At 33.0% G+C, this 25,265-nt stretch carries 14 protein-coding genes; 8 read left to right on the forward strand and 6 right to left on the reverse strand.

Annotated elements, in window-relative coordinates; all coding sequences use genetic code 11:
• Window positions 1-9: 9 nt before the first annotated feature.
• The 4 genes from D8M06_RS08005 to D8M06_RS08020 form a co-directional block, all read right to left on the reverse strand.
• Window positions 10-3,972 carry an N-acetylglucosaminidase gene (locus D8M06_RS08005; RefSeq protein ID WP_121203875.1) on the reverse strand — a complete coding sequence of 1,321 codons (3,963 nt, stop codon included), beginning with the start codon at window positions 3,970-3,972 and terminating at the stop codon, window positions 10-12.
• A gap of 244 nt (window positions 3,973-4,216) precedes the next feature.
• Window positions 4,217-6,130: a glycosyltransferase gene (locus D8M06_RS08010; protein ID WP_121203876.1), complete on the reverse strand. Its 1,914-nt coding sequence runs from the start codon at window positions 6,128-6,130 to the stop codon at window positions 4,217-4,219.
• A 189-nt stretch (window positions 6,131-6,319) separates the two neighbouring features.
• A complete protein-coding gene (locus D8M06_RS08015) occupies window positions 6,320-9,406 on the reverse strand; it encodes a CDP-glycerol glycerophosphotransferase family protein (protein ID WP_158591761.1) in 3,087 nt (1,028 codons plus the stop codon).
• A gap of 15 nt (window positions 9,407-9,421) precedes the next feature.
• Entirely contained in the window at window positions 9,422-12,238 is a 2,817-nt protein-coding gene (locus D8M06_RS08020; RefSeq protein WP_121203878.1) for a CDP-glycerol glycerophosphotransferase family protein, read from the reverse strand.
• 371 nt (window positions 12,239-12,609) lie between these two features.
• On the opposite strand from D8M06_RS08020, the gene tagD (D8M06_RS08025) reads away from it, so the two are divergent.
• The 6 genes from tagD (D8M06_RS08025) to D8M06_RS08050 all read left to right on the forward strand — a co-directional run bounded on the left by tagD (D8M06_RS08025) (window position 12,610) and on the right by D8M06_RS08050 (window position 21,517).
• Complete coding sequence (gene tagD / locus D8M06_RS08025) at window positions 12,610-13,008, forward strand: glycerol-3-phosphate cytidylyltransferase (RefSeq protein WP_121203879.1); 399 nt, start codon at window positions 12,610-12,612, stop codon at window positions 13,006-13,008.
• Window positions 13,001-14,188, forward strand: coding sequence for a CDP-glycerol glycerophosphotransferase family protein (locus tag D8M06_RS08030; RefSeq protein ID WP_121203880.1), 1,188 nt, complete (start codon window positions 13,001-13,003; stop codon window positions 14,186-14,188). The genes tagD (D8M06_RS08025) and D8M06_RS08030 overlap by 8 nt, the downstream gene beginning before the upstream one ends.
• A gap of 270 nt (window positions 14,189-14,458) precedes the next feature.
• Window positions 14,459-15,187, forward strand: coding sequence for a WecB/TagA/CpsF family glycosyltransferase (locus D8M06_RS08035; RefSeq protein ID WP_121203881.1), 729 nt, complete (start codon window positions 14,459-14,461; stop codon window positions 15,185-15,187).
• A gap of 2 nt (window positions 15,188-15,189) precedes the next feature.
• On the forward strand, window positions 15,190-18,627 hold the full coding sequence (locus tag D8M06_RS08040) for a DUF5693 family protein (protein ID WP_121203956.1): 3,438 nt from the start codon (window positions 15,190-15,192) through the stop codon (window positions 18,625-18,627).
• Window positions 18,627-19,724: a polysaccharide pyruvyl transferase CsaB gene (gene csaB / locus D8M06_RS08045; protein ID WP_121203882.1), complete on the forward strand. Its 1,098-nt coding sequence runs from the start codon at window positions 18,627-18,629 to the stop codon at window positions 19,722-19,724. Before D8M06_RS08040 ends, csaB begins: the two co-directional genes overlap by 1 nt.
• On the forward strand, window positions 19,700-21,517 hold the full coding sequence (locus tag D8M06_RS08050; RefSeq protein WP_158591762.1) for a glycosyl hydrolase: 1,818 nt from the start codon (window positions 19,700-19,702) through the stop codon (window positions 21,515-21,517). Before csaB ends, D8M06_RS08050 begins: the two co-directional genes overlap by 25 nt.
• Before the next feature lie 145 nt (window positions 21,518-21,662).
• Here the strand turns inward: D8M06_RS08050 and D8M06_RS08055 are convergent, their stop codons facing one another.
• A complete protein-coding gene (locus D8M06_RS08055) occupies window positions 21,663-22,715 on the reverse strand; it encodes a glycosyltransferase family 4 protein (protein ID WP_121203883.1) in 1,053 nt (350 codons plus the stop codon).
• 74 nt (window positions 22,716-22,789) lie between these two features.
• Window positions 22,790-23,521 carry a glycerophosphodiester phosphodiesterase gene (locus D8M06_RS08060; protein WP_121203958.1) on the reverse strand — a complete coding sequence of 244 codons (732 nt, stop codon included), beginning with the start codon at window positions 23,519-23,521 and terminating at the stop codon, window positions 22,790-22,792.
• 166 nt (window positions 23,522-23,687) lie between these two features.
• On the opposite strand from D8M06_RS08060, the gene tagD (D8M06_RS08065) reads away from it, so the two are divergent.
• Window positions 23,688-24,089, forward strand: a complete 402-nt coding sequence (gene tagD, locus D8M06_RS08065) for a glycerol-3-phosphate cytidylyltransferase (RefSeq protein ID WP_121203884.1) — start codon at window positions 23,688-23,690, stop codon at window positions 24,087-24,089.
• On the forward strand, window positions 24,082-25,233 hold the full coding sequence (locus tag D8M06_RS08070) for a CDP-glycerol glycerophosphotransferase family protein (protein ID WP_121203885.1): 1,152 nt from the start codon (window positions 24,082-24,084) through the stop codon (window positions 25,231-25,233). The genes tagD (D8M06_RS08065) and D8M06_RS08070 overlap by 8 nt, the downstream gene beginning before the upstream one ends.
• Window positions 25,234-25,265: the final 32 nt, after the last annotated feature.

Consider the following 25,265-nt stretch of genomic DNA (forward strand, 5'->3'; position numbering starts at 1 on the left):
ATACTTTTATTATCTATATTGAATAACATTGAATTTTAATAGTGGATTATCGATCATCTCATACATAGTCTTGATATTTGCGATTTGCTTAGTAGCCCATGCAATATCTGTTGCATATTGAGGATATCCTGGACTTGCAGGGTTCCAACGCATCTTATACAAGGTATCCTGATTGTATGAATTATGGATATAATCCTCTCCAATAAATTTTGCACCACCGATTATTGCATCTTTCGGTGTAAACCATTCCTCTTCGTATGCTCGTATTGCTCCTCCACGATGTGCATCTCCATCAACCGCATCAATACCATACATGTTATGGACAGTTTCAATGTCCGTTAAGCTATTTCTATTTTTGGAAGTAACTAGTACAGGATCACCTGATTTATTTAACCCAACTTCTATACCTGTTGCAAGACTAGATGTTCCATTTCCTGTTTCATGTAAAGCATGAGAAATCAGATAGATTTCATTAACTTTATGAGTCACAGCCGCATCAATGAATTCTTGGCCTCTTTTATTAAGAATGCCTTTTCCGTTAAGAAGAGTATTTAAAGAATTAGCATTCACTCCTATACTTTCTGACAGAACTAGATGCTGGAATATATCATTGTTATCTGGATTCATATAATAACGTACGTCATCGCGGGTTGGATTTCTCCAGGTGGTATAGGTTATTTCATACCATTCTCCTTTTTCATCCACTACGTTTACAGTCGATCCTTCTGAAAGTACTCCATATACATGAGCAGATTTGCTATTCTTAGCTCTTACTTCAATATTATCAGTTGTCTTAAAACTTTTAGCACCTTTTTGGGCAAGTGAAGTATGGACATATAAAGTTGAATCTTTATAAGATAATTTATACCATTTAGTACTTCCTTTATGTTCAGCCCCGGTTACTTCATCAAGAATTTTTATTGCTGTACCAATACCTACATTGTATTTAACATTATTATTAAAATTAGGCGCAGTTCTTAAATTAACTCCATCACCCGTTATTTTATCTGTTCTAGTGATTTCAACTTTATCACTATGGATATATGCAGTTTCGTTTCTATATTTATCCGTTTGCTGTAATTGATTCATTTGGATATCTAGAGCCTCTTCTAATGATATATCAAAATTTTGATAACTGATAGTTGAAGTATCTAGATAAGCTTCATGTATCCATACTTCTTTGTTATTAAGAATTCCACGGTACCAAGTGTTATTTCCAACTTTTTCTGTTTTGTTTACTTGGAATCTCTCTTCAGCATGTTCAGAAAGGTTATAAACTAGATTCTCCTTCCCACCCCACGCTCTATCATAAGCATTACCAGTGCCAATCGTGTAAAATACTTTTGAGTTCGTATCTACTCCAACATGATTATGAATGGATAGATCCTCGGCTTTCACCCAACCGATTATTCCATTTCTGCTACTTGGTTGATCACTAACTAAGTAATAAACTTGATTGTTTACTTTAGCTTGTTTCTTAATATAATAGACACTATCCATGTATTTACTTCCTGCTTTTTCTGATGTGTCTATATTACCGATACTTTCATAGATAATAACATTACTGTTATTAAAGTGTGCTAGTTTACTAGTACTATTTTCAGATTTTGTTGTTAGATAAGCAGTATGAATAAATACTTCTTCACCATCAAGTATTCCTCTGTACCATGTATTGTTACCTACTTTTTCAGTTTTGTTAACTTGAAATTCAAGTCCTTCATATGCAAAAAGGTCGTAAACTAAATCCTTATTTCCGCCCCATGCTTTTCTATAGGCGTTTCCTGTTCCCTTGATGTATAGGGTTTTTGATTTAGAATCTACTCCTACATGATCATGAGTAGATAGATCCTCTGCTTTTACCCAACCTACTATTCCTCTTTCACTACTAGCTTGATTACTAATTAAATAGTAAAGTTGTTTTTCATATTCAGCTTGCTTTTTAATATAATATACTTTATTCATATGTTCAGAACTTGGCTTGTCAGCACTATATTCATCAATGATGCTTTGATAAATTAATACATCTGAACTTTTAAGATGTCCTAATTTACTGGTATTACTCGCTGATTTCACTTCAAGATAAGCAGAATGGATAAAGACTCTTTCCCCATCTAGGTCACCTCTATACCAAGTATTATTTCCTACTCTTTCGGTTTTGTTAACTTTAAATTCCGATTCTTCATATTTAGATAGGTCATATACTAAATCCTTACTCCCGCCCCACGCTTTACTATAGGCATTTCCTGTTCCTTTAACAATAAAGGTTTTTGACTTGGTATCAATACCTACATGATTATGAGTGGATATATCTTCTGCTTTTACCCAACCGATTACTCCTCTTTCACTACTTGCTTTTTCACTTATCAAATAATAAACTTGTTCAGAAGTTTCCGCTTGCTTTTTGATGTAATATACTGCTTCAGTATAATCATTGGCTGGAACAGAAGATGTTGCATCTCCAATTTCTTTATAAATTAGAACATTGCTACTTTTTAGCTGTCCTAACTTACTGGTGCTACTTCCAATTTCAGTAGTTAAATACGCAGAATGTATGAACACTCTTTCTCCTTCAAAGTCTCCTCTATACCACGTATTTTTGCCTACTCTTTCGGTTTTATGGACGTTAAACTGTTTACCTTCATGATTTGACAAATCAAACACATGATCTTCACTTCCACCCCACGCCTTACTATAAGCATTTCCTGTTCCTTTGATATAAAAGGTTTTAGATTTGGTGTCGACGCCTTTGTGATCATGGGTTGATAAGTCTTCAGCTTTCACCCATCCGATTACTCCTCTTTCACTACTTGCCTGTTCACTTATCAGATAATAAATTTGACCGTCAACTTCTGCTTGTTTTTTTATATAATATACAAAATTAATGTAATCCTTGGCAGATCTAATGGACGATTCATTACCTATCTCTTGGTAAATAACAACATCATTATTCTTCAAATGTCCTAATTTGCTAATCTTACGTTCCTCTATTTGGTTAGCAGTTTCATTAGTCAAATATGCAGAATGTATGAACACTCTTTCTCCTTCAAAGTCTCCTCTATACCACGTATTTTTGCCTACTTTTTCGGTTTTATGGACATTAAACTGTTTACCTTTATAATTTGACAAATCAAACACATGATCTTCACTTCCACCCCATGCCTTACTATAGGCATTCCCTGTTCCTTTGATATAAAAGGTTTTAGATTTGGTGTCAACGCCTTTGTGGTCATGGGTTGATAAGTCTTCAGCTTTCACCCATCCGATTACTCCTCTTTCACTACTTGCCTGTTCACTTATCAGATAATAAACTTGACCATCCATTTCTGCTTGTTTTTTTATATAGTAAACTGCTCCTATATAATTTTTCCCAGCCTTAGTAGACGATTCATCACCTATATCTTGATAAATTAAAACATCACTATTATTAAGGTGCCCTAGTTTACTAGTTGATGACTCATTTATAGTTGATAATATCGTAACATTCCGCTGCTCATCTTCATTAGAGGAGTCCTTATACACTTCATCAACATCCTGTTTTTCTTCATAAATCTCGTCTTCAGTTTTTTTCGATTTATCAACTTCTTCTACTGGATCTGACTCTTCATTCAATTCCTTTTTTTCATCTGTCTCTTCATTTTCTACTTCTGTTTTTACTCCTTCTTCTGTTATCCCCTTATACTCTGTAGAACTGTTTACATCATCAGTTTCTTGCTCTTCTACATCTGTTACTTCGGTATCGGTATCAGAATCATCATGAATATTTTGTGGTTTATTATTTTCCTGTTCATCTGACTCCGTAATAACAGTATTATTATCTTCCAATTGACTATTACTCTCTTCTATATTGCTTTCCTTTGTTTCATCCCCCTCAACGGTAGTCTTTTCTACGAAGTCTTTACCTGTAGCCGCTACGCTTACATTGGGAGCTAAAAATAAAACAAAAACAATTATTAATATTCCAACCTTTTTCATTTATATCTCCTTTCTCCTCCTTTTAATATAATAGATAAATAGTTTTTTAAATAAGGTTCTATTTTCCTATTTAACTATTATACTAAAAAAAACGAGTTTTTAAATACAAATTACGACAAAAAAGTTCTTTTGTTTACAAAGACTTGATTTTTAGATGTACAGAAGTAAAAAATACAATAAAAAAACCAAGAATCCACCAAAACAGCGTCTTCTCAGTTTTTTTATATGATTTCTATGAGACAATTTACTGGAAGATTCTATCAGGATGATTTACATCAACAAAGCTGAAATTCCTTCCACTAGAAATACCTAGTTTCAATTTTATTTTATTGTCTTTTTTTAATTCATTATAAGTTTCTACATCAAAATCAAATTTAGCAATAATTACTTCATTATATAAAGTTGACTCTACCTTTTCTGCTACAACATATCGATTATCAAGTTTATCTAGATCAAAATAATTCTCGATGTACACATAATATCTTTCGTTCGACTCACCTACTGACACCGTATTATGAATATTAAACTCTACTTGAACGATATCATTTTCATTCCTTAAGCTTGCATTCACTTTGATTAATTCAGATAATAATATTCTTTTATATAACTTTTTTGGTTTGAAATTTGAAGCTTTCTCCACATCTTCAATAAGAGAAACCCATTTACTTTTAATCAATTCGATATCAAACTTCTTCACATCTTGTTGAGCTTGTTTAGAGAATGAATTTAGAATCTCTTTATTTTTTACTAAATATTCCATTTTGTCAGCAAGACTTTCTATGTCTCCATTCGGTACAACAAAGCCATTCAAACCATTATTTATTAATTCTCTAGGTCCATAGTTAAAATCATAGGCGATAACAGGGGTACCGTTTGACAGACTTTCTAATATAGTCATTCCAAATCCCTCATATTTTGAAGTAATCACAGAGAATCCAGCTGAATGAAACACCTCATGTGGTTTACTAGTATACCCCATAATTTTAACAGATTGATTCAGATTGTTTTCATCAATAAATTCCTGGTACATTCTCTTTTCTTCACCTGTCCCCCATAATTCTAGCTTTGCTTCTGGATAAACTTTAGAAACAATTAAGAAAGCCTTTAAAATATCTATGATACGTTTTATCTCCACAAATCTCGATATAACTACAATCTTATTATTATCTCTTGTCAAATTATTATTATTCTTTTTTAGATTTACAGAATGAGGTATCTGATACAGATTATCAAAAATACCAATCTGATTGTTAATATGCTTTAGTTGTTCATTAGTCAGTACTACAACTGCTGAATGCCTGTCAATTTTACTTAATAATCTCCCATTATACTCATTAATTCGAGAGCCGAATGTATAAGGTTTTCTCAAATGACTGCTATGTATTACTGGAATTGATTTTATCTTATCCGTATATCTATTTTTCGCAAGCAACTCATCTAGTTCACGATCTTCACAGAAAAAAATCGCATTCTTATATTTTTCATTAAGTTTAGCTAACCAAAATTCTCTCATAGCAGTTTCACTATCAAATATATATTTAACTTTTCCACTCTTATCAAAAATCAAACAGTTATTTCCTTTTCCTGACTCTATATCATAATCAATACTCAGAAAGATTCTCTCATTTTTGGTTAGAAAGTTTGTTTTTATAACCTTATTTTTTCTCATATCATAAAATGACTCTTTTCTCTTATTCCCGTAGGCATCGTATGTTTCACGTCTAATTTTTCTTAGCTTTTCATCAAAATAATCAATATAATTTATGGTATTGTCATTTGCAAGCTGAATATAGCATATTTGATGAGACTGGTTATAAACCTTGTATGCATTTTTAGATTCAATATATTTATACCTATATTCTTCCCTCTTCTTAAAAAATACCTTTGCTATCGTATCTTTGATTGAATAAAGATCTTCATCCGCATAGAATTCAAATATATTTAAAAATGTAATTTGTGGCGATATATTTCTGTGTTCTCTTATATTCTTAATTATTTGGCCATAATTAAGCTTATAATTAAACGTCATAATGAATGAGTTTTTAGCATTGTTTTTAAGCATTTCTGCTCTATAAAAGGTAGCTTGAGTTCGACCTCCAAATTTTTCACTAAACGAGTTGGCTAGGTAAAATAAATTTCTTTTTTTACGTGATATCATGGTTTAACTTCTCCTTTGTAAAAAGACAAAAAGTGCTTGGGGAATCAGAACAGTTAAATTTAATAAGAAATTCGATTAAAGAGGAACAACTAAGAAAAATAGTTATACACAGTTTGCTTACTTTGATAATTTTGGAAACCAATTATTTATTATTTCGAAATCCACCCAGATCTTTATTTTAATAACTGGCTAACTAATTAGTCTATCCTTGAAATTAAGAATTTTTCTTCTCCATTTGAATGGTATTATATGACTTAACTTTATCCTTTTTTTCTTAGATTTTTGATATAAGTTTTTCTTATTCTCCTGAATAGCGTCATAAATTCTTTCTGAATTATTATGGTCCATATAAGTAAAATAAGTGTTTCTAAGGTTTCCAAATTCCTCTTTTTCCCGAAAGTCGTTATTAATATATGATTCGACTATGTTTATTAAATTTACAGTGTCGAAAGCGACATCTCCGAATAAATCTTTATCAAGATCCATGTATGTTCCTTCATATTCTAAATACTTATCCCGATCAAAATGGAAAAACACGCATGGTTTTTTCAAATAAAACATCTCCCAAATAACACTTGAATAATCAGATATCATTAAGGAACTTTTCATAATCATTTCATCCAAAGGGACTTCAAGAAAACCAAACTTTTCAATATGATTTGAATTGATAGTAAATAAGTCAATATAATCTTTAAATTTTGGATGAAGGAAGAATTTTATCTTTATATTATTCTCTTCCAACAATTTATGAAGTTTTTCAGAAGACAAGAATTCATTATATTTTTTATAGTATTCACTCTCGATGAATTGTTGCCGCGTCATACCGTCCATCCATGTTCTCCAAGTGGGCATTAGGAATATTTGCTTATAGTTGATTTGATCAGATTTATCCTCTAAACCATCCCATCTGGCTAATCCTGTCGTTACAACCTCTGACCTATCATAACCCCAATAATTGATAATCATCTTCCGTTCATATTCAGAGGGAGCTATGACTAAATCAAACACACCTCTATCCTTATAAAAATCACGGACTACTTTCAAGCCATTTACTCCATGCTGTAAATAAACAAGTTTTTTATCTGTTAAAGCTTTTGCTAGTTTACTTTTCTTTAACTTCAAGTTATAACTATTTCTTTTAGTGTCTGAAGAGATAAGAAGTTTAGCTGCAAACATATAAACAAAGTATTTAAATGACATGAAGTAAATTATTCTATCTTTTTTATCCTCCAGATTAACTATCTCTGGGGAGTCTTTTCTTATTACATAGTAAAAATTATCATGTTTATTATTCTTATAAACATAATCAAAGAAATAATATCCACTATCATGTGCCGACATAGCAAGCTTCTCAAAAGCTATCCATATGTCCTTTTTAGATAAATGTTTTCTAAAGAGCATTGCCACATAAAAAGCAATATTCTCTTTAAATAAGTAATATCTGTTCTCAAAATATTCTTTTTTTCTATAGGTGAAAGATAAATCTTTAGATAATGTGATATAAGGATATATAATTTCTTCATTATTAACTTTAAATTGATACTTAGAAATTGTGTTATCAACATCGTGGTAAACTTCTTGTGAAACCTTAGAAACCTTTACATAATATTCCTTACTATTTTTAATTAATCCTATGTAAACATCCCAATACAACGGATAAAAGCCTTTTTCTAATAGGTCAACTGTACAATATATATATATACCTTTATTATACTTTTGAACTTTTTCTACCGTATATTTTCTATCATCAAGCTTATCCTTATTTCTGTAAATTAAGTGAACATCACCTATATTCAAATATTCACTGTATGGCGTTTGAAGGTTTATTCTTAATCTAACTACATTTTTTTTCATTGAAAACTTATCTATTTCTGTCTTAATTGAATATTGCTCTCTAATTAAGTTTGATAAATTATTTTTCACTAAAGATAGCTCATTTTTTGCAGCAAGATATATTCTAGACCTATGATTATATGTAGAATTATTTTCAAATTCCTGTTTGAAGATATTAAAGAACTTATTAGGTTTTTCATTAAAATCAGCATCAAAGCATCCTAACTGATAACTTACTAAACCGTTAGCATCATAAAGCAAAAATAAGTTCCATCTTTTCACACCTTTACTGTCAGTTTGGTCCAGAAAGTTTCTAAAGTTAAAATAAAGCGTATTATATCTTCTGTTTCCACTAATATAATAAATATTATTCGTTTTTCTTTCTTGCAACAGTAGTAAAGGATTTAAGTTCAGATCATACTCTGAACTATCTATCAAATCAAAGGATAGTACCGTTTTATCAATGCTAATATTTGTTACATTTAACTTTTGTGCATTTTTTACAATCTCTTTTGAAATCTTATATTTTCTTAAATCAACATAATCGAGCAAAATTCCTAATTCATACATTTTACTTTTTTCTCTTAGATCATCTGTCAGAACTTTATAATCTACTTGCATAACTAACTTTACTTTCTTTACATTACCTATTTTAATATCATTAAATACAATCATAAATTTATCTTTATCGATAGATCCAGAAAATAAACAGTCATCAGTAATTATATAGGCTTTTTTTATAGTATCTATCTCGGAGCTAAAATGAAGGGAAAAACTTGTATCACTGATTTTCTCAATATTATAGCTTAATTTCTCTAAAGCAACTTCTTTGATTACCTTTGGTACATCAATCGATGCAAACTTAAATATATTATTATTTCGAACTATTACCAACTCTAAATCAAATAGCCCTGTTAGATATTCATTAGGGAAAAATAAGCAACCATCTTCAATAACTATTGGTATCAAATGAACTATTTTAATTTCTTTTTGAATAGCAATAGCTAATAAATTATGTAAATGATTGTTAGCTATATTTTTGCTTTCCCCTAGCTGAATAGATTGCTTTTCATCCAGTCTAAAATGTTTAGGTTTTGATAATTCATAACCATTCTTATTATTGAACACACAATTAGTATCAACAAATTTCAATAAGATTTTATTATATATTTTAACCAATACTCCAGCCTGATCCACAGTATATGAGAATGGAAATATCCCATTCTTTTTAAGGTCTATATCCAGAAGATGATCGTGTTCATCATAGAATTTTATTTCAATAAAGGTATTACTAGGGAAAATCTCTTCTGGTTCAAAAACTAGTTCTTCCCCAAAATGTCTCTTCTGGAAAGAATAGTTAATGCTAAAATTATTGATTACTATCTTACTTAGCATTTTCTTTAATTTAGTTGATACAATTAATCGGTTATTCTTAATTTCCAAATGCATATCTTCACCCTATTTCATTCTTTTTATCGAATCGAAAATCCTTTTTGAGTTATCGTGATCAATATACTTGAAATATTCCTCGCGTAAAACTTGAAATTCAGGCTTGATTGAAAAATCATTTTCCACATAGTTTTTCAACTCTTTTGCTAATTCATCAATATTCATCACGCGATCGCCAAAAATCTCAGTAGCCATATCCAAGTAACTTCCTTCATATTGATCATATTTTTCATAATCAAATTGAAAGAAAATCACAGGTTTATTCAAAAAGAACATATCCCAAGTTACTGAAGAGTAATCGCTTATCATAAGCGAAGATTCCATAATTTCTTCATTAACCTTTATATCCAAAAATTCTCTAATAGTTATATTGTTATTTTGTATATTAAATTCTGTTATATATTGTTTAAATTTCGGATGGAGAAAGAAAACAAGTTCTAAATTATTATCAATTAAAATATTATTAATCTCCTTTGATGTTAGAAGAGAAACATAATTTGAATAATAATCGGACTTTTTGAATTCCTCTTTTGGCATGTCTTCCATCCATGTTCTCCAAGTCGGCATAACAAAAATCTTTTTCTTTTTTCTTTCCTTCGATTTGTCTGTTAATTTATCCCATCTAGCAAAACCAGTTACAATAATTTCATCATTAGAATATTTCCAGTTCTGATTTATAATTTCCTTTTCCATTTCAGAGGTTGCAACTACTAAATCAAAGTTACCTCTTCCTTTAGCTTTCTTAAAGACGTTAGATTTTTTAAGTGCAGTAACACCATGCTGTAGAAAGACACTTTTCTTCCTATCAATGGCTCTTGCAACCAAGCCCGCTCTTACTCGTAGATTATACACGTGCCTCTTTGTTTCAGAAGAAACCAAAAGCTTTGCAGCAAATAAATATAAGAAATATTTAAATGACATGAATTTGATTATATTACTGCTTTGTTTGGCAACCCTTTTATAGTCAGGTGAGTTTTTATTAATAACAAAGTAAAAGTCATCATGCAGATTATTTTTATCAACGAAAGAGAAAAAGGCGTAACCATTATCCTGAGCTGTGCTGGAAAATTTCTCAAATCCAATCCAAATATCCTTGTTTCTAAAATAAAAAGGTTTGAGAAAAATATAAATAGCGAAAGCTAGCTTTTCTTTCAGTTTGTTCCAATGATTTTCATAACCTTCTCTCTCTCTCATCATAATAGCTATGTCTTTGCCAAGTGTTACATAGGGATACATCATTTTTTTATCTTTTGATTTTATTGCATTTTTAAAATAATCTTGATTGACTTTAGATAACAAGTCTTTAGTAGCCTTGTTTACTTTAATCAATCCCTGTGTTTTACTTTCATCTTTACACAACACATACAGATCCCAATATAATGGAAAAAAGTCTTGAGTCCAATCAACATAATACCTACAACTTATTCCATATCTATTCTCTTCAATATTTGCAACTGTAAAATCATCAATACTAATGTTTTTAGCATTATCATTTGAGCGAAGTTTTAAATGTATACTTTGTATTTTTAATTCACTTTCAGATTTAATTTCAAAAGAAAAAATGTATCCTTCATTTTTTTTCTTTTGAAATTCTGTCATCTTTGTTGTAATTTTATTTTTCTCCCTAAAAACATTATGTTCTCTTCCCTTGACTAAGGAAAGGTTATTGTATTCAGTACGATATATAAGTATTGCCTCTCCATTATTCAAAGTTTGATAATGTATCTTCTCCTTACCTAATACATCATCATACTCCTCCATTCTACCGTATAAAGTACCTTCCTCTGAGATTAATTGACCATAAATATCCCATCTACCATTAATTAAATTATTTAATTCCCCACTTTCAAGACTATTAAACGAGCATTGGATATAATTATCACTAACAGTTGTAACTCTTTCTATTTGTTCATTAGTTTTACGGGAAACAAGTAATATTCTAAATAGGGTACTTTCTGTAATTGGTTGATTGATTAATGAAAAACTCAACATGTTATCATTGAATTCAATCTCGTTTATAAGAATATTCTCTCCTTTAGATAAATGAGCCACATTAAAATACTTATCTTCAGATAATTGACAATACATTAACTTACTGTGGTTAATATAAAGTCCATAACAATATTTATTATTATTTACAACTAGTGTTTTTATATGTTTGATAAAACCATCAGCGCTATTTGATTCACTTTCGCTCCCAAGATATTCTAAAAGGGTATTAGAATTAATTTCGCTCTTTATACAAAAATACCATTCCCCTTCACTGGTTTTATCCAAGGTTAATGAGTCTAAATCAATTGTTAATGATTCATTTTTGTAATAGAAGTTCAAATATTCCATCGTATGATTATCATTAGTTAAGCAAACCTCAAATTCTTCCGGCAAGTTATATCTATTCACATATATAATAAGTTCTCTATTTAAGTATGTAGGCTCACCTATATTTATAGTTCCTGTGATAATTCTATTCGACTGACCGTCTAACATCTGATTTTTATCTAGATATGAATCTTCCAATTTTAACTGCAACCTTTTATTTTTGGCTTTAACAATTAAAGTTTTGGAATTGTCAATATTAATTAAGCCGTAAAAGTCGTTTACAACCGTCAATTCTTCACCATTAACGAATAATGAAGCAAGTGAAGAAGCTAATAATTCTCCTGACAATTCTATAGCTAGTAAATTTTCAGTATCCAAAAAACTAACTGATAGCTTCTCGTTGTCTTCCTGATCTGTTAGAAAAACATTTTTTACAATAAAGTTATCGACTTTCTCAAAAATAATGGAATCCTTATTTATCTCTTTTATCTTAGTTATATATTTCACTTTTATTCCTCCAAATGAAGTATTCAAAACTCTCAAGAAACTCCATAGTTATATAATCTATACAACCTAGTCCATTATATCCTTTCATATTTAATTCTGATGTTTAAAACCATGTAATGATATTCGTTGTAAACTGCTTTTAGATATCATTTTTATTATACAATTTTAGTTATACATCTATATATTACCAAATAAACTTCATCCATATTCATTCGATCGCTTCAACCAAAAATTGTCTGTTTGCATTATGGGATTCTTATAATATAATATAATAGATTTGAGAATGTAAAATTTTTGTAAAGCTACTATGAAATTAACTCAAAATAATATGTTATAATACCCTATATAGAAATTCAACGGAGGTCTTACGAATGAAAAAAGTAATCACGTACGGAACATTCGATTTACTTCATACAGGACATATTAATATCTTACGTCGTGCTAAAGAATATGGGGACTACTTGATTGTAGCTATTTCATCTGATGAATTCAATGCCATTAAAGGAAAAAAAGCTTACTATACTTTTGAGCAACGTAAAGCAATCTTAGAAGCCATTCGCTATGTGGATGAAGTTATTCCTGAGCATAAATGGGAGCAAAAAGTAGAAGATGTTCAAAACCATGATGTCGATGTTTTCGTTATGGGAGATGATTGGGAAGGTAAATTTGACTTCTTGAAAGATTATTGTGAAGTTGTTTATTTACCACGCACCGTTGGAATCTCTACAACGAAAATCAAAAACGACCTAAACCAAGCAAACAATGCTTAGGGAGTTAGCCATACATCTCTACCTTTTTGCTTTTCAAATAATCTTTCATACTTTTAAACTATTTCCCCAAAAGAAAAAAACAGTTGCTGTTGCTTCATTTGGGGATAATATTATGTACACGGCAAAAGCTATAAAAGATATATCTGATGAAGAAGTTATTGTCTTAAAAGATGAAAAATGCAGGTACGATTTTGGACAAGTGGTTGATGATACGTTGTCTTTTACTATCCAACAACCTACTCAATTCATAAAATCGATCTATCACCTAGCTACAGCTACTACGATTTTAGTAGATAATTATCAGGGCTTTTTAGCTGTTACCAAATTCAGACCAAATGTAACTTGCATTCAGCTCTGGCATGCTGCTGGAGCTATTAAACGATTTGGGTTAGAAGATCCTAGCAATGATGCACGAACTGAAAAGGCTATGAAACGTTTTCAAAAGGTTTATAACCATTTCGATTATACAGTTGTTGGTTCCGAGAAAATGGCTACCACTTTTCACAAAAGCTTCGGTTTAGAGGATGATCGATTTATCCGCACAGGTATACCCCGTTCGGATATTTTGTTTGATGAACAGAAGAAACAGCAAATGTATACAGAAATTAACCAACAGTTCCCGTCTATTAATGGGAGAAAAATCATACTATATGCTCCAACATTTCGTAATGATCATCTAACTGATTATGAGTTAGAACTGGAAATTAATCAAATGTATGAAAAACTATCGGATGAGTATGTCCTTTTTATTAAACTGCATCCAGCAGTGACTAATGCCATTGACGAGGGCTACTATGACTTTGTATATGATGTTTCTGACTTTACAGAGGTTAATTCCTTATTGTTAATTACAGATGTGCTAATCACCGATTACTCTTCCATTCCATTTGAATTTGCGTTACTGGAAAGACCAATGATTTTCTATGCATATGATATGGAAGAATATAAGATTAAAAGTGGTCTAATAGAAGATTATGAGAATCAAATGCCAGGACCGGTTGCGTTTTCTACCATGGAATTGGTCCAAGTCATTCAGGATCATGCTTTTAACTTAGATGAAGTGAAATTATTTGCTAAGCAATGGAATGAGTACTCTAATGGCAATGCTAGTTTAAAATTAGCTAGATTTATAACTGGTGTGGAAGAAAAAGAAACAGAAAGAAAAGAAATTCTTGTTTAATCCCTTTCTCATATGGAAAGGGATTTTTTATGTTGCTATTTCTTTAAGCATGTAAAATAAACGTTAATATTGTAAAGCCTTCCTAAACTTTCACCATCATAAATCACAAAACCAAAAATTTATATTACCATGAATATATAAGTTATATAATGGGATTCATTCCAACCATGTAATCATCTACTTGATCATTTGGGATAAATTAGAAAGTTTCAGATATAATGAGGAATAAAAAGGGACAATTTTTTATTCTCACTAAAGGAGTTACAATCTATGAAGCACGTAAACATTATGGGAATCCCATTCTTACATACCAATCAAGAGGACTTTGTTTCGTTACTTAATCAGCGAATCCAAGAAAGGCAAAAGACTTTTGTCGTGACTGCAAATCCAGAAGTGGTAATGAAAGCAAATGAAGAGAAGGAATTTAAACAGTATTTGGAACAAGCGGACTATATAACAGCAGATGGGATAGGTATTGTTAAAGCTGCAAGCATCTTAAATAATCCCTTGCCAGAGCGAGTTACCGGTTTTGATACGATGATGCAACTGTTAGATGTAGCCAATGAAAAGGAGTATAGGATTTTCTTGCTTGGTGCACAAAGGGAAACACTCGATAAAGCAATAAGCAAAATAGAAGCGAATTATAAGAATATACATATTGTTGGTTCTAATGATGGGTTTTTTGACTGGGAAAACAATAATATTGCTGAACGAATTGCTGAGCTAAAACCAGACATCACTTTCGTAGCATTAGGCGTACCCAGACAGGAAAAATGGATCTCAGAGAATATAACCAAATTTGAACAAGGGGTATTTATCGGGGTTGGAGGTTCCTTTGATGCGGTTGCAGGTACGGTTAAGCGGGCACCTATATTTTGGCAAAAGTTAAACCTTGAGTGGTTTTACCGATTAATGAAACAACCAACCAGATGGCGGAGGATGCTAGCCCTTCCTCGTTTCGCATTCCGTATACTTAAACAAAAAAGGAAAGGATTCTAATGATGGGGCGGGCAACTTTTATAAAGGGAACGATTATCTTAACAATTGCAACACTCATTTCTAAAGTTTTAGGTAGTTTATTCCGTATTCCATTACAGAATATTGCCGGTGATGAAGTTCTTGGAATATTTACCTTAGTCTACCCAGTATACATGGTTGCCCTTATTTTGTCGGTTGCTGGTATTCCTACCGCTATCTCTAAGTTAATTGCCGAAGAAAGAGCAAAGGGTCAAGAAGCAAATGTGAGGCCTATTTACGTGACAGCACGTATCTTAGCTATCTGCTTTGGGGTAATCAGCTTTGTTATTATTTATCTCCTTTCATCTCCTATAGCTAATGCTTTAGGTGGTTCTACTACTCAATTAGCACTAATTGTTGTCGCAGCTAGTCTTCTGGTTGCTCCATATATGGCTGTTTATCGGGGGTTTTTCCAAGGTTATGGCGATATGGGCCCAACCGCGATTTCGCAAGTCTTTGAACAAATTATTCGTGTGGGAGCCATTCTTGGCATTGCTTATGTGCTTGTTGCAAAGGATTTTACAAGTGATCTTGTAGCAGGATGGATCATGATTGGATCTGTCCTAGGAGTCTTTGCTTCTTTACTTTATTTACGAACGAAATATCAACTTACTTCTAAGAAACCCACTTCAAAGAAACCTTACACATTTCAAACATTTAAACAATTTAGTAAAAAAATACTCTTTTTATCCATCCCAATTGCTATCGGGTCAATCACCATGGCATTGTTCAACTTTGTTGATTCCTTAACCATTCCCTATGGATTGAATCATTATGGAGTAAATACAGATGAGATTAATTATACTTATGGAATATACGGCCGTGGTCTTGCTTTGGTACAAATAGCAACCATCTTTGCCACTTCGGTTGTTTTACCATTAATTCCCCTGCTTACGGAAAAATTAGTGGATAAAGATATGCTCGGTACAAGAAGAGCCATTGAAAAAACCTTTCATATAGCACGTTTAATATCCTGGCCAGCTGCCTTGGGATTACTTGTTCTAGGTCTGCCAATTAATCTAGGTTTATTCGCAGATTTAGAAGGCAGTTCTTTTATCGCAATTCTAGGACTTAGCTCCATTTTCACATCCCTTACTGTCTTAACAACAGGAATCCTTCAAGGAATCAATTTGGCAAAACAAGCCGCTTTCCTCGTTTTTATCGGGGTATTACTAAAAGCATTCTCTAATATATATATGGTTCAAATTTTAGGTTTGATGGGCGCTGCTATCTCCACTTTATTGATTTACCTGATTATATACGCCCTAAATAGTTTGATGATTTATAAGAGAGTCCCCTTTTCCTTTATAAACGTTGATTCTATGAAAATTCTATTTGCTTCTATCATCATGGCCGGTGTTGTGGGATTGCCTACTATTTTTATACATTTCGAGAATTGGTCCAGATTGCAGGCATTGTTGTACGTCTTCGTAGCATTTATAACAGGGATAACTGTTTACTTTTTCCTTTTATTTTTCTGGAAAGTTATTAAAAGAGAAGATTTAAGAGGAATTCCAGTCATTCACACGTTTTGGAAGGAGAGGAGGAAAATGGTGGTTAGACAAAAATGGATTTGGATGATGATTTTGTTATTACTGCTTATTTCTTCTCCAAGTGTATACGATCGCTGGAATGCGGAAGGACAGAATAATACTTATGAAATAGTAGCTCCTTTTGAGGAAATTCATCACTTAACGGTCGACAGTTCCTTTTCCATTGATGAGGTACTTTCCCGGTTAAAGGAGGCTGGACTTACAACCGTAAGTATAAATCCTATTACAATTAAAAGCCTAGAAAAACAAGGCATAATTAGCCTTTATACAGGTACGGAAATAGAAAAAATGCTGCTCTTCTCAAAGGAGGTCATGCCTTTTGAAATTGATGAGAATGGTTATTATATTACCATACCAGAGGAACCACACTATCAGGATTTATTAGTAGAAAGTATGGAACCAAAGGAGATTGTTATTTCTGGTGTCCCTTTTTATTACGTTCCAGAAGATTTTCCCCTTGGATTGATGCTTCATTATGATGAATCCATTGTTCAGCAGATAGAAAGACATAATCTCAAATTTATTTTCCGAGTTCCTAATGACGAAAATCTCAGGCAGTCTCACCTTGATAAGTTACTTCAATTCAGGAACAGAGATACAAACCTTCTTTTCTCAGGGGAAGAAGTAGTTGGTTACCCTGAGACGGAAAAAATAAATACATGGATGAAACAACTAAATACAGCGGGCTTCCACTTTTACATGATTGAATTTTCACATCAAAGGGGATTTCAGACAGTTGCAAGAAACACAGACTATGACATTCTGCGGCTCCACAGTATGAATCTTACTCAGAAGCCATTGGAGGAAAACATAAATCAAGCCGTTCGTGCTGTAAAAGAACGAAATATACGCTCCCTCTTCTTTCATTTACCAACAGGAGACCCGGAGGAAAGTATAAAAGTTGCTGAGTCCTTTGTTTCTGGAGTAGTCGAAAACATGCCTTCTCATTTCAATCCTGGTTCACCTAAGCCTATTGAAAAAATCTCTATATCTATTTGGACACAAATCGCTCTTTTGCTTGCTGGTATCTTATTTACTTATTCAGCCTCACGCATCATGAAAAACAAATGGTTTCATGATTTAACTGTTTTATTGATGATTTGCATGGCTGGTTTGTATTTGGCTTTAGATAAACTAATAATCCTCCAAGCCTTTGCATTGGTTATAGCGATTATCACGCCAATTTTTGCTGTAATAGCAACATCCCATTCAAAAACGAATACGATAGGTAAGATTAGTCTGCAATATATAAAAGCCCTTGGAATAAGCGTGGCTGGCATTTTCATGGTTATTGGTCTATTAAATGGAAATGCATTTGTAACCGGGATAGAAGTTTTTCGAGGAGTGAAATTAGTTTATGTTGTACCAATCCTCTTCGTTGCCTTGTATTTATTTGGAAAGCAGCTACTTAAACTTTTCACAAACAAAAGATTGCTCCAATCTGAAGTGAAATATTGGCATCTTTTCGTTGGATTACTTATTACTTTGGTTGGAATTTATTATGTTAGTAGAACTGGAAATACCGGACTTGTGAGTGATTTCGAGTTAATCCTTCGTAATAAACTCGAGGAATGGTTATATGTTCGGCCAAGGACAAAGGAGTTTCTCATCGGTTTTCCATTTTATCTATTAGGTTTATACGTAATGAACCAACACAAAACTTTAGGAAATGTTTTATTATTACCCGGCACTATTGGATTTTTGTCCATGATGAATACTTTTACTCATTTTCATATCCCATTATATATTTCGTTTTTAAGGACGTTGTATAGTGTAATGATTGGGTATCTTATTGGTTTGTTACTAATTTACGTGTATAAAAAATGCTATTCCTGGTTTTCTAAAATCTTTCAATCGAGGTGGTCCTAATGCACGTCGTTCTATCTGGTTATTACGGTTTTGATAATGTTGGCGATGAGGCAATTTTATATTCTATGATTCTAGCGATCAAAAAGGTTCAACCGGATATAAAGATTACTGTCTTATCTCAAGATCCACTCTTAACGGAAAGATTATATGACGTTCATGCAGTTAAACGGAACCAATGTAAAGAAGTAAACCGAGTGATAAAGGAATCTGATGGACTTATTAGTGGTGGTGGTAGCCTTATGCAAGATAAAACAAGTATGAAGTCTATTCCCTATTATTGTGGTATTATCCAGCTAGCCAAATGGCATAAAAAACCGGTGTTTATCTATGCACAAGGAATTGGCCCAGTTAACAGCGAACTCGGAAAATGGATTATCCGCCATATATTTAATAAGACGGATGGCATTACCGTAAGAGACCAGGATTCACAGAATCTATTGAAAGAAGTTGGGGTGGAGAAAAAATCCATACTTGTTCCAGACCCTGTGTTAAGTATCCTTCTAGATCAGCTAGAGCGGAACCCAAAAGAAAATACCATTGCTGTTTCGGTAAGAGATTGGCCAACTGAGATACATTATAAAGAAATTATAGCAGATTGCTTGGATTCGCTTGTTCAAAGTGGTTATGACATTATATTTGTTCCGATGCATGGGAAACAGGATCAGAAGGCCTCAGAGGATATAGCGAACCTCATGGTTAAAGGTAGCCAAATGTTTCCTCCAGATGCATCACTGGAAGAGAAAATTGCCGTCATTTCCGAAGCAAATTTACTAATCGGTATGCGCCTGCACTCCCTAATATTTGCAGCTATTGGCAACACACCTTTTATAGCTATTTCGTATGATCCAAAGATAGATGCATTCGTAGAGATGTTTCATCAATCCGTAACAGGTCATGTAGAAAAGGATGACTGGAATCACGAATCTTTGTTAGAACATGCTAATCGGTTGTTATTGGATGAAGCAAATGAGCGTGAGCGACTTGATGGATTAGTTAGCAACTATCGAAAACTTGCTCTAAAAACAGCAGAAATAGCATTGCAAACACTTTCCAATGAAAGGAAGGAAAGCACATGGCCAATAAAAAAATCCTCTTAGTTGCAGTTGTAGCTACAATAATGATAATTGGCGTTACTATTTGGATAGGAAATCAATCGTTGAATTGGTCTGACTCAGCAGCTGGAGAAGACAATAGCTCTCGATATTCTAAGGATATTGTTTTTGACGGTGACCATTATAAGCTTCAATATGATGTTTTTACTGGAAATGGCCATTTATATATTTCCTTAGTAGATCTTAGAGAGATACTTGATTTAGAAGTGGAACAAGCAGAAGAGAAAGTATCTATTACGTATCAGGATAATCAACTGATATATGATAGAAACATAGTTCAAAATAGCCAGGCGAAGGAGAATGAAATACGTGAATATCTGGTAGATAATGATGTCGTTTATTTACCCGATTTGCACTTGAAAAAATATTTGGGAATTCAGGTCAATTATTACCTTGACCAGAAAACCAATACGATTCAACTATCTAGTCCTGAAGAACAGCAGAAAGAAGCGTATGACAAGGGACTTGGGACAACAATCTTTCTACATAAAGACGATGTACCGCTTGCAAAATATGAACCACAGGATGGTATTTATCTCGGTGGATATGTCATTCAAGATGAGTTCATTGATACAAGCATGAATAAATTTAATGAAGTATCGGGGAAAAATCATGCCTCTTATTTTAGGTACGTAGGGTATGGACAGCCCTTCCCAACTGAATGGGTCCATCAAGTAAAATCAGTCGGAGGATTCCCTCAAATTGCCTGGGAGCCCAATAATGGTCTAGAGGAAGTAAAGGATGACGAGTATTTACGGGCGTTTGCTAAGAAAGCAAGAGAAGTTAATGTACCGATATTGCTGCGTTATGCAAGTGAAATGAATGGGAACTGGACCGCTTATTCTGGAAATGCTGATTTATACATAAAAAAATGGAAGTTAGTGCATGACGTGATGGAGGAAGAAGCACCGAATGTCATGATGCTTTGGAATGTTTTTACAATGCCGGAGCACACCATTAGTAAGTTTTACCCCGGCGATGAATATGTGGACTATGTTGGGGTCAATATATATAACGTTGTATACCACAATGACCGATTAGAAGACAAATCAGATTTTGAGGATCCATTAAGGCTATTAGACTATGTTTATAATAGATATAGTGATACGAAACCAATTGTAATCGGAGAATTCGGCGCTACCAATTATACTGTAACAGATGGGTTATATCATGTTGATTTTGCGGAAGAGAAGATAAGCAGGATGTATAAGTATCTGCCAAAACTATATCCAAGAGTAAAAGCCATTTATTATTTTGATGTGAATAACTTAGTCAATGCACCTGAAGGGAGAAAAATTAATAACTACGCCATTACAGAAAATAGCCGGATTACAGAGGCTTATTCTTCTCAAGTAGAACATCAGAATTATCTGTCAGGTATAGTTGATAAGGCAGAGCGAAATAGTAAAGAGACTTTTTCTTATCGTGATTTCTTATTTTACTACCAAAATGAATTATTTGTAGATGTTCAATTTGTGGAAGAGTACTTGCAGATGAATGTGGCAGAGAATGATACGGAATTTAGTGTAGCTTTTAATGATGAGACAGTAACTATCCAGAAGGAAATGCATACGATTGATAAGGCCGCTTTCTTTGAGAAACGAGAGATAAAAGGGATTTCTCTGGATGAATTACTAGATGCGTTTGATATGGAGCATGAGTATGATGGGGATGGAAATTTGCATATATATCTTTCGTATGTAGAGGGAGCGCTCGCTGTTTTATTTGATGGCGGGCGCTTTTTTAGTGAAGGAAATTATCATTTCCTGTTAATTTGATTCAAAAGAACACAACATTTCCTACAAATCAAAAAACCCGAAGACATGAACTTCGGGTTTTTACGTGAAAATCTGGATCCCCTATATCTGGTGCACGCTTCACGCGGGAATCGAGTCTCCCCCACATCTCTAGCGCTCTCCAAGTTTACCTCCCTATCTTCCTCCCATTATCCATCCACTTAAGCAAAGGGCGATAGTTTTCACTGATTAAACCAGTTACTTCCACAATCAACTCAACCAGAATTAACAATGATAATAGTATGAGTATCGATCCCCAGAGGGTTGATCTTGTAAATACGATAGCGGCAATGCTAAATAGAGAACTGAGTGCGTAAATCATAATAACTGTCTGCCTATGTGTGTAGCCTAAACGTATAATGCAGTGATGCAAGTGATCTTTATCTGGCGCAGATATTGGTTTCTTATGAATCAATCGACGCACAATTGCAAAGGTTGTATCCAGTATCGGAATAGCGAGAATCATAATTGGCACAACAAGTGAAACGATGGTTACTTCCTTATACAGCCCCATCACTGCGATAACACTTATCATATACCCTAAAAAGAGAGAACCTGTATCTCCCATAAATATTTTAGCTGGATAAAAATTATATACGAGAAAGCCCAGCGTACTTCCTAACATGATGAGACTAATTAGCGCAATAAAATAATCTCCCATCGTTATGGCTAATCCAGTAATTGTTATAAATGCGATAGAAGATACACCTGCTGCCAAACCATCCAGTCCGTCAATTAAGTTAATTGCATTCGTAATAGCTACAATCCACATAATTGTTATCGGCACCGCAAAGATGCCAAATTCAAATTTTTCATCTGTAAACAATGTAATAAAATCAATGGTTACTCCTCCTGACACTGTTACCACAGCAGCGATAACCTGACCTAACAATTTAAACTTTGCAGGGATATTATATAAATCATCTAGCAGCCCAGTTATAATAATTATAGTTGCCCCTATTACCATTGGCCATGCCTCTGTAGTACTTGGGAGGAAAAAGACCGTTCCAATTAAGAAACTAATAAAAATAGCTAGTCCACCAAGCCTAGGCATAGCTGTTTCATGTACTTTTCGTTGGTTTGGTTTGTCAGTTGCTCCGATTGTTAGTGCAAGCTTCTTAATTAGTGGGGTTATCAGGATAGCTGCTGCGAAACAAATGACAAGAGCAATATATTCCATACTTATCCTCCTGCTTAAACACGTAAATAATCTCGTTTAACTTTTAGACGAGTTTCTCTATTATGAGGTTACATTCAAATAATTAGCTGCTCCTTTTTTACCTTTAGATGAGGATAAAAGTGATTTCTGTATTTTTCTAATTCATCTGTGGTGTTTAAGATGGATGGATACCTTTGAACATTTATCATCTGTTCTTTTGTATTTACCGTCCATGCAACAAGCTGTATTCCTTTTTCCTCACATTTTTGAATGTATTTTTCTTTGATTCCATCGTACCTCACCGCTACATATTTCGCATTTAAATTTTCCATTAATCGAAAGTGTGTGCGTTTGATTTTATTTACTAATGGACCCAATTCCGCTTCCGTAGATAATTTTCTTATTTTTACAAGTGATTTATAATCAAAGGAAATGAAATATACTTGATCCATCATATTAAGGCTTTGAACAACCTGAATTACTTTTTCTTCCACTCCTTTATAAAGGTTAGGATTCTTTAATTCAATGGAAACAATTATTTTATCTTTAGCTAATCGCAGAACTTCCGCTAGCGATGGTATCTTTTCTTTCCCTTTTATTAGAAACTTACGCAATTCTTGAAATGTATAATGACGTATTTGACCTTGCCCATCTGTCATCCTGTCAATCTTGGCATCGTGCATGACAACAGGTACACCATCTTTTGATAAATGTACATCCAATTCCATATGGGTAAATCCCATCTCTATCGCTGCCTGAAATGAAGATAACGTATTTTCCGGATACTCTACTGGATAACCTCTATGAGCAACACCTCGAATATTCATTACATTTCTCCCTTCCAATAATTGTTTTACATCTTCAGTATAATTCCTCAACATTAATTCCCTGTTAATTTGTTTTGAATAGTTTGTAAATTAAATTAGGTAATATAACTTAGCTAATTTAACTCATACTAGTAGTAGAAGAACTATGTTATGGAGGAATTATACGATGAAAAAAGTAATCACCTATGGTACATTTGATTTCCTTCACAATGGTCACATTAATATACTGAGGCGCGCAAAAGAGTATGGTGACTATTTAATTGTTGGTATATCATCAGACGAATTTAACGCTTTAAAAGGAAAAAAAGCTTATTATAGTTTTGAGCAACGGAAGGCTATTCTGGAGGCTATACGCTATGTAGACAAAGTTATCCCGGAACATACGTGGGATCAAAAGGTAGAAGACATAAAAAAATATGATATTGATGTTTTTATTATGGGAGATGACTGGAAAGGTAAATTTGATTTTTTAAAAGAATATTGCGAGGTTATATATTTACCGCGAACCGTCGGAATTTCTACTACCAAAATTAAGACTGATTTAAATCAGTTTTTGAAAAATGGTTAGAGAAGCTGCTATATCCATTTATCTTTTTGCCTTTCGTGTTCTCTTTGAGTTTTTTAAACTATTTCCGCTTCAAGAAAAAACGACCTTCGTTGCTTCTTTTGGGCGAAATATTTTATATACTCTAAGAGAAGTAGAGAAACAAACCAATCATGAAATTGTTATATTAAAAACTCATCCTTGTAATATCCAATTTAAAAAGCGGCCAAACAGACGAATGATAAACTTTAAAACGGTTCACTTACTAAATTGGATGCGTTCCATCTATCATTTAGCAACTTCTGAAAAAATCTTTGTAGATAATTATTTTGGGTTTTTAGCTGTCACCTCTTTCAAGTCCGAGGTAACTTGTGTACAGCTGTGGCATGCTGCTGGGGCTATTAAACAATTTGGACTTAAGGACTTATCCATTGAAAAGCGGCCCGAAAGTGCTTTTAAACGATTTAAATCTGTCTATCAGCGGTTTAATTATGTTGTCGTTGGTTCAGAAAAGATGGCTCATATTTTTAAAGAAGGATTTGGAATTAGGAATAAGCAGATATTACGAACTGGAATTCCCAGGACTGATTTCTTTTATGATAAAGAGACGACAAAAAAAGCTGCACAAGCTTTATGCAGTTACTTTCCTATCATTAAGGAGAAGAAAGTCATTTTGTATGCACCGACCTATCGGGATAATGAATTAGATGTTCAGGAGATCAAATTAAATATGGATGAAATGTACAAACATTTCAAAGAGGACTATGTGTTATTTTTAAGTCTTCATCCTGCGGTCAAAGCGGATATTAACAATGCGTATCCTGAATTCGTCTATGATGTTAGCAGCTATAATATTAATCATATGCTTATCATTGCGGATATTTTGATCACTGACTACTCTTCCATCCCTGTCGAGTATGCCATTTTAAATAAACCCATGGTGTTCTTTGCTTACGATATCGATGAATACGCAGAAGCTCGCGGATTTTGGGAAACCTATGAGGATATGGTTCCTGGACCTATCGTAGAAAACATGAACCAACTCATTGAAGTAATCAAAAAGAAAGATTTTCATATGAAACGTATTAAGGATTTTTCAAATGAATGGAACCGATATTCCAACGGTCAATCGAGCGAGAATTTAGTCAAAGCGATCTATATGAAATAAATCCCGGAGAAAATGTCTTCTCCGGGATTTTT

Source organism: Oceanobacillus halophilus (genome assembly GCF_003628505.1).
GTDB lineage: Bacteria > Bacillota > Bacilli > Bacillales > Amphibacillaceae > Oceanobacillus > Oceanobacillus halophilus.

Excerpts from the sequence above, each read along its gene's own strand:
- csaB (WP_121203882.1), top strand. The coding sequence starts at position 18,627 with ATGCACGTCGTTCTATCTGGTTATTACGGTTTTGATAATGTTGGCGAT.
- D8M06_RS08030 (WP_121203880.1), top strand. The coding sequence starts at position 13,001 with ATGCTTAGGGAGTTAGCCATACATCTCTACCTTTTTGCTTTTCAAATA.
- D8M06_RS08060 (WP_121203958.1), bottom strand. The coding sequence starts at position 23,521 with ATGAATATTCGAGGTGTTGCTCATAGAGGTTATCCAGTAGAGTATCCG.
- tagD (WP_121203879.1), top strand. The coding sequence starts at position 12,610 with ATGAAAAAAGTAATCACGTACGGAACATTCGATTTACTTCATACAGGA.
- D8M06_RS08070 (WP_121203885.1), top strand. The coding sequence starts at position 24,082 with ATGGTTAGAGAAGCTGCTATATCCATTTATCTTTTTGCCTTTCGTGTT.
- D8M06_RS08005 (WP_121203875.1), bottom strand. The coding sequence starts at position 3,972 with ATGAAAAAGGTTGGAATATTAATAATTGTTTTTGTTTTATTTTTAGCT.
- D8M06_RS08050 (WP_158591762.1), top strand. The coding sequence starts at position 19,700 with ATGGCCAATAAAAAAATCCTCTTAGTTGCAGTTGTAGCTACAATAATG.
- tagD (WP_121203884.1), top strand. The coding sequence starts at position 23,688 with ATGAAAAAAGTAATCACCTATGGTACATTTGATTTCCTTCACAATGGT.
- D8M06_RS08010 (WP_121203876.1), bottom strand. The coding sequence starts at position 6,130 with ATGATATCACGTAAAAAAAGAAATTTATTTTACCTAGCCAACTCGTTT.
- D8M06_RS08035 (WP_121203881.1), top strand. The coding sequence starts at position 14,459 with ATGAAGCACGTAAACATTATGGGAATCCCATTCTTACATACCAATCAA.
- D8M06_RS08040 (WP_121203956.1), top strand. The coding sequence starts at position 15,190 with ATGGGGCGGGCAACTTTTATAAAGGGAACGATTATCTTAACAATTGCA.
- D8M06_RS08055 (WP_121203883.1), bottom strand. The coding sequence starts at position 22,715 with ATGGAATATATTGCTCTTGTCATTTGTTTCGCAGCAGCTATCCTGATA.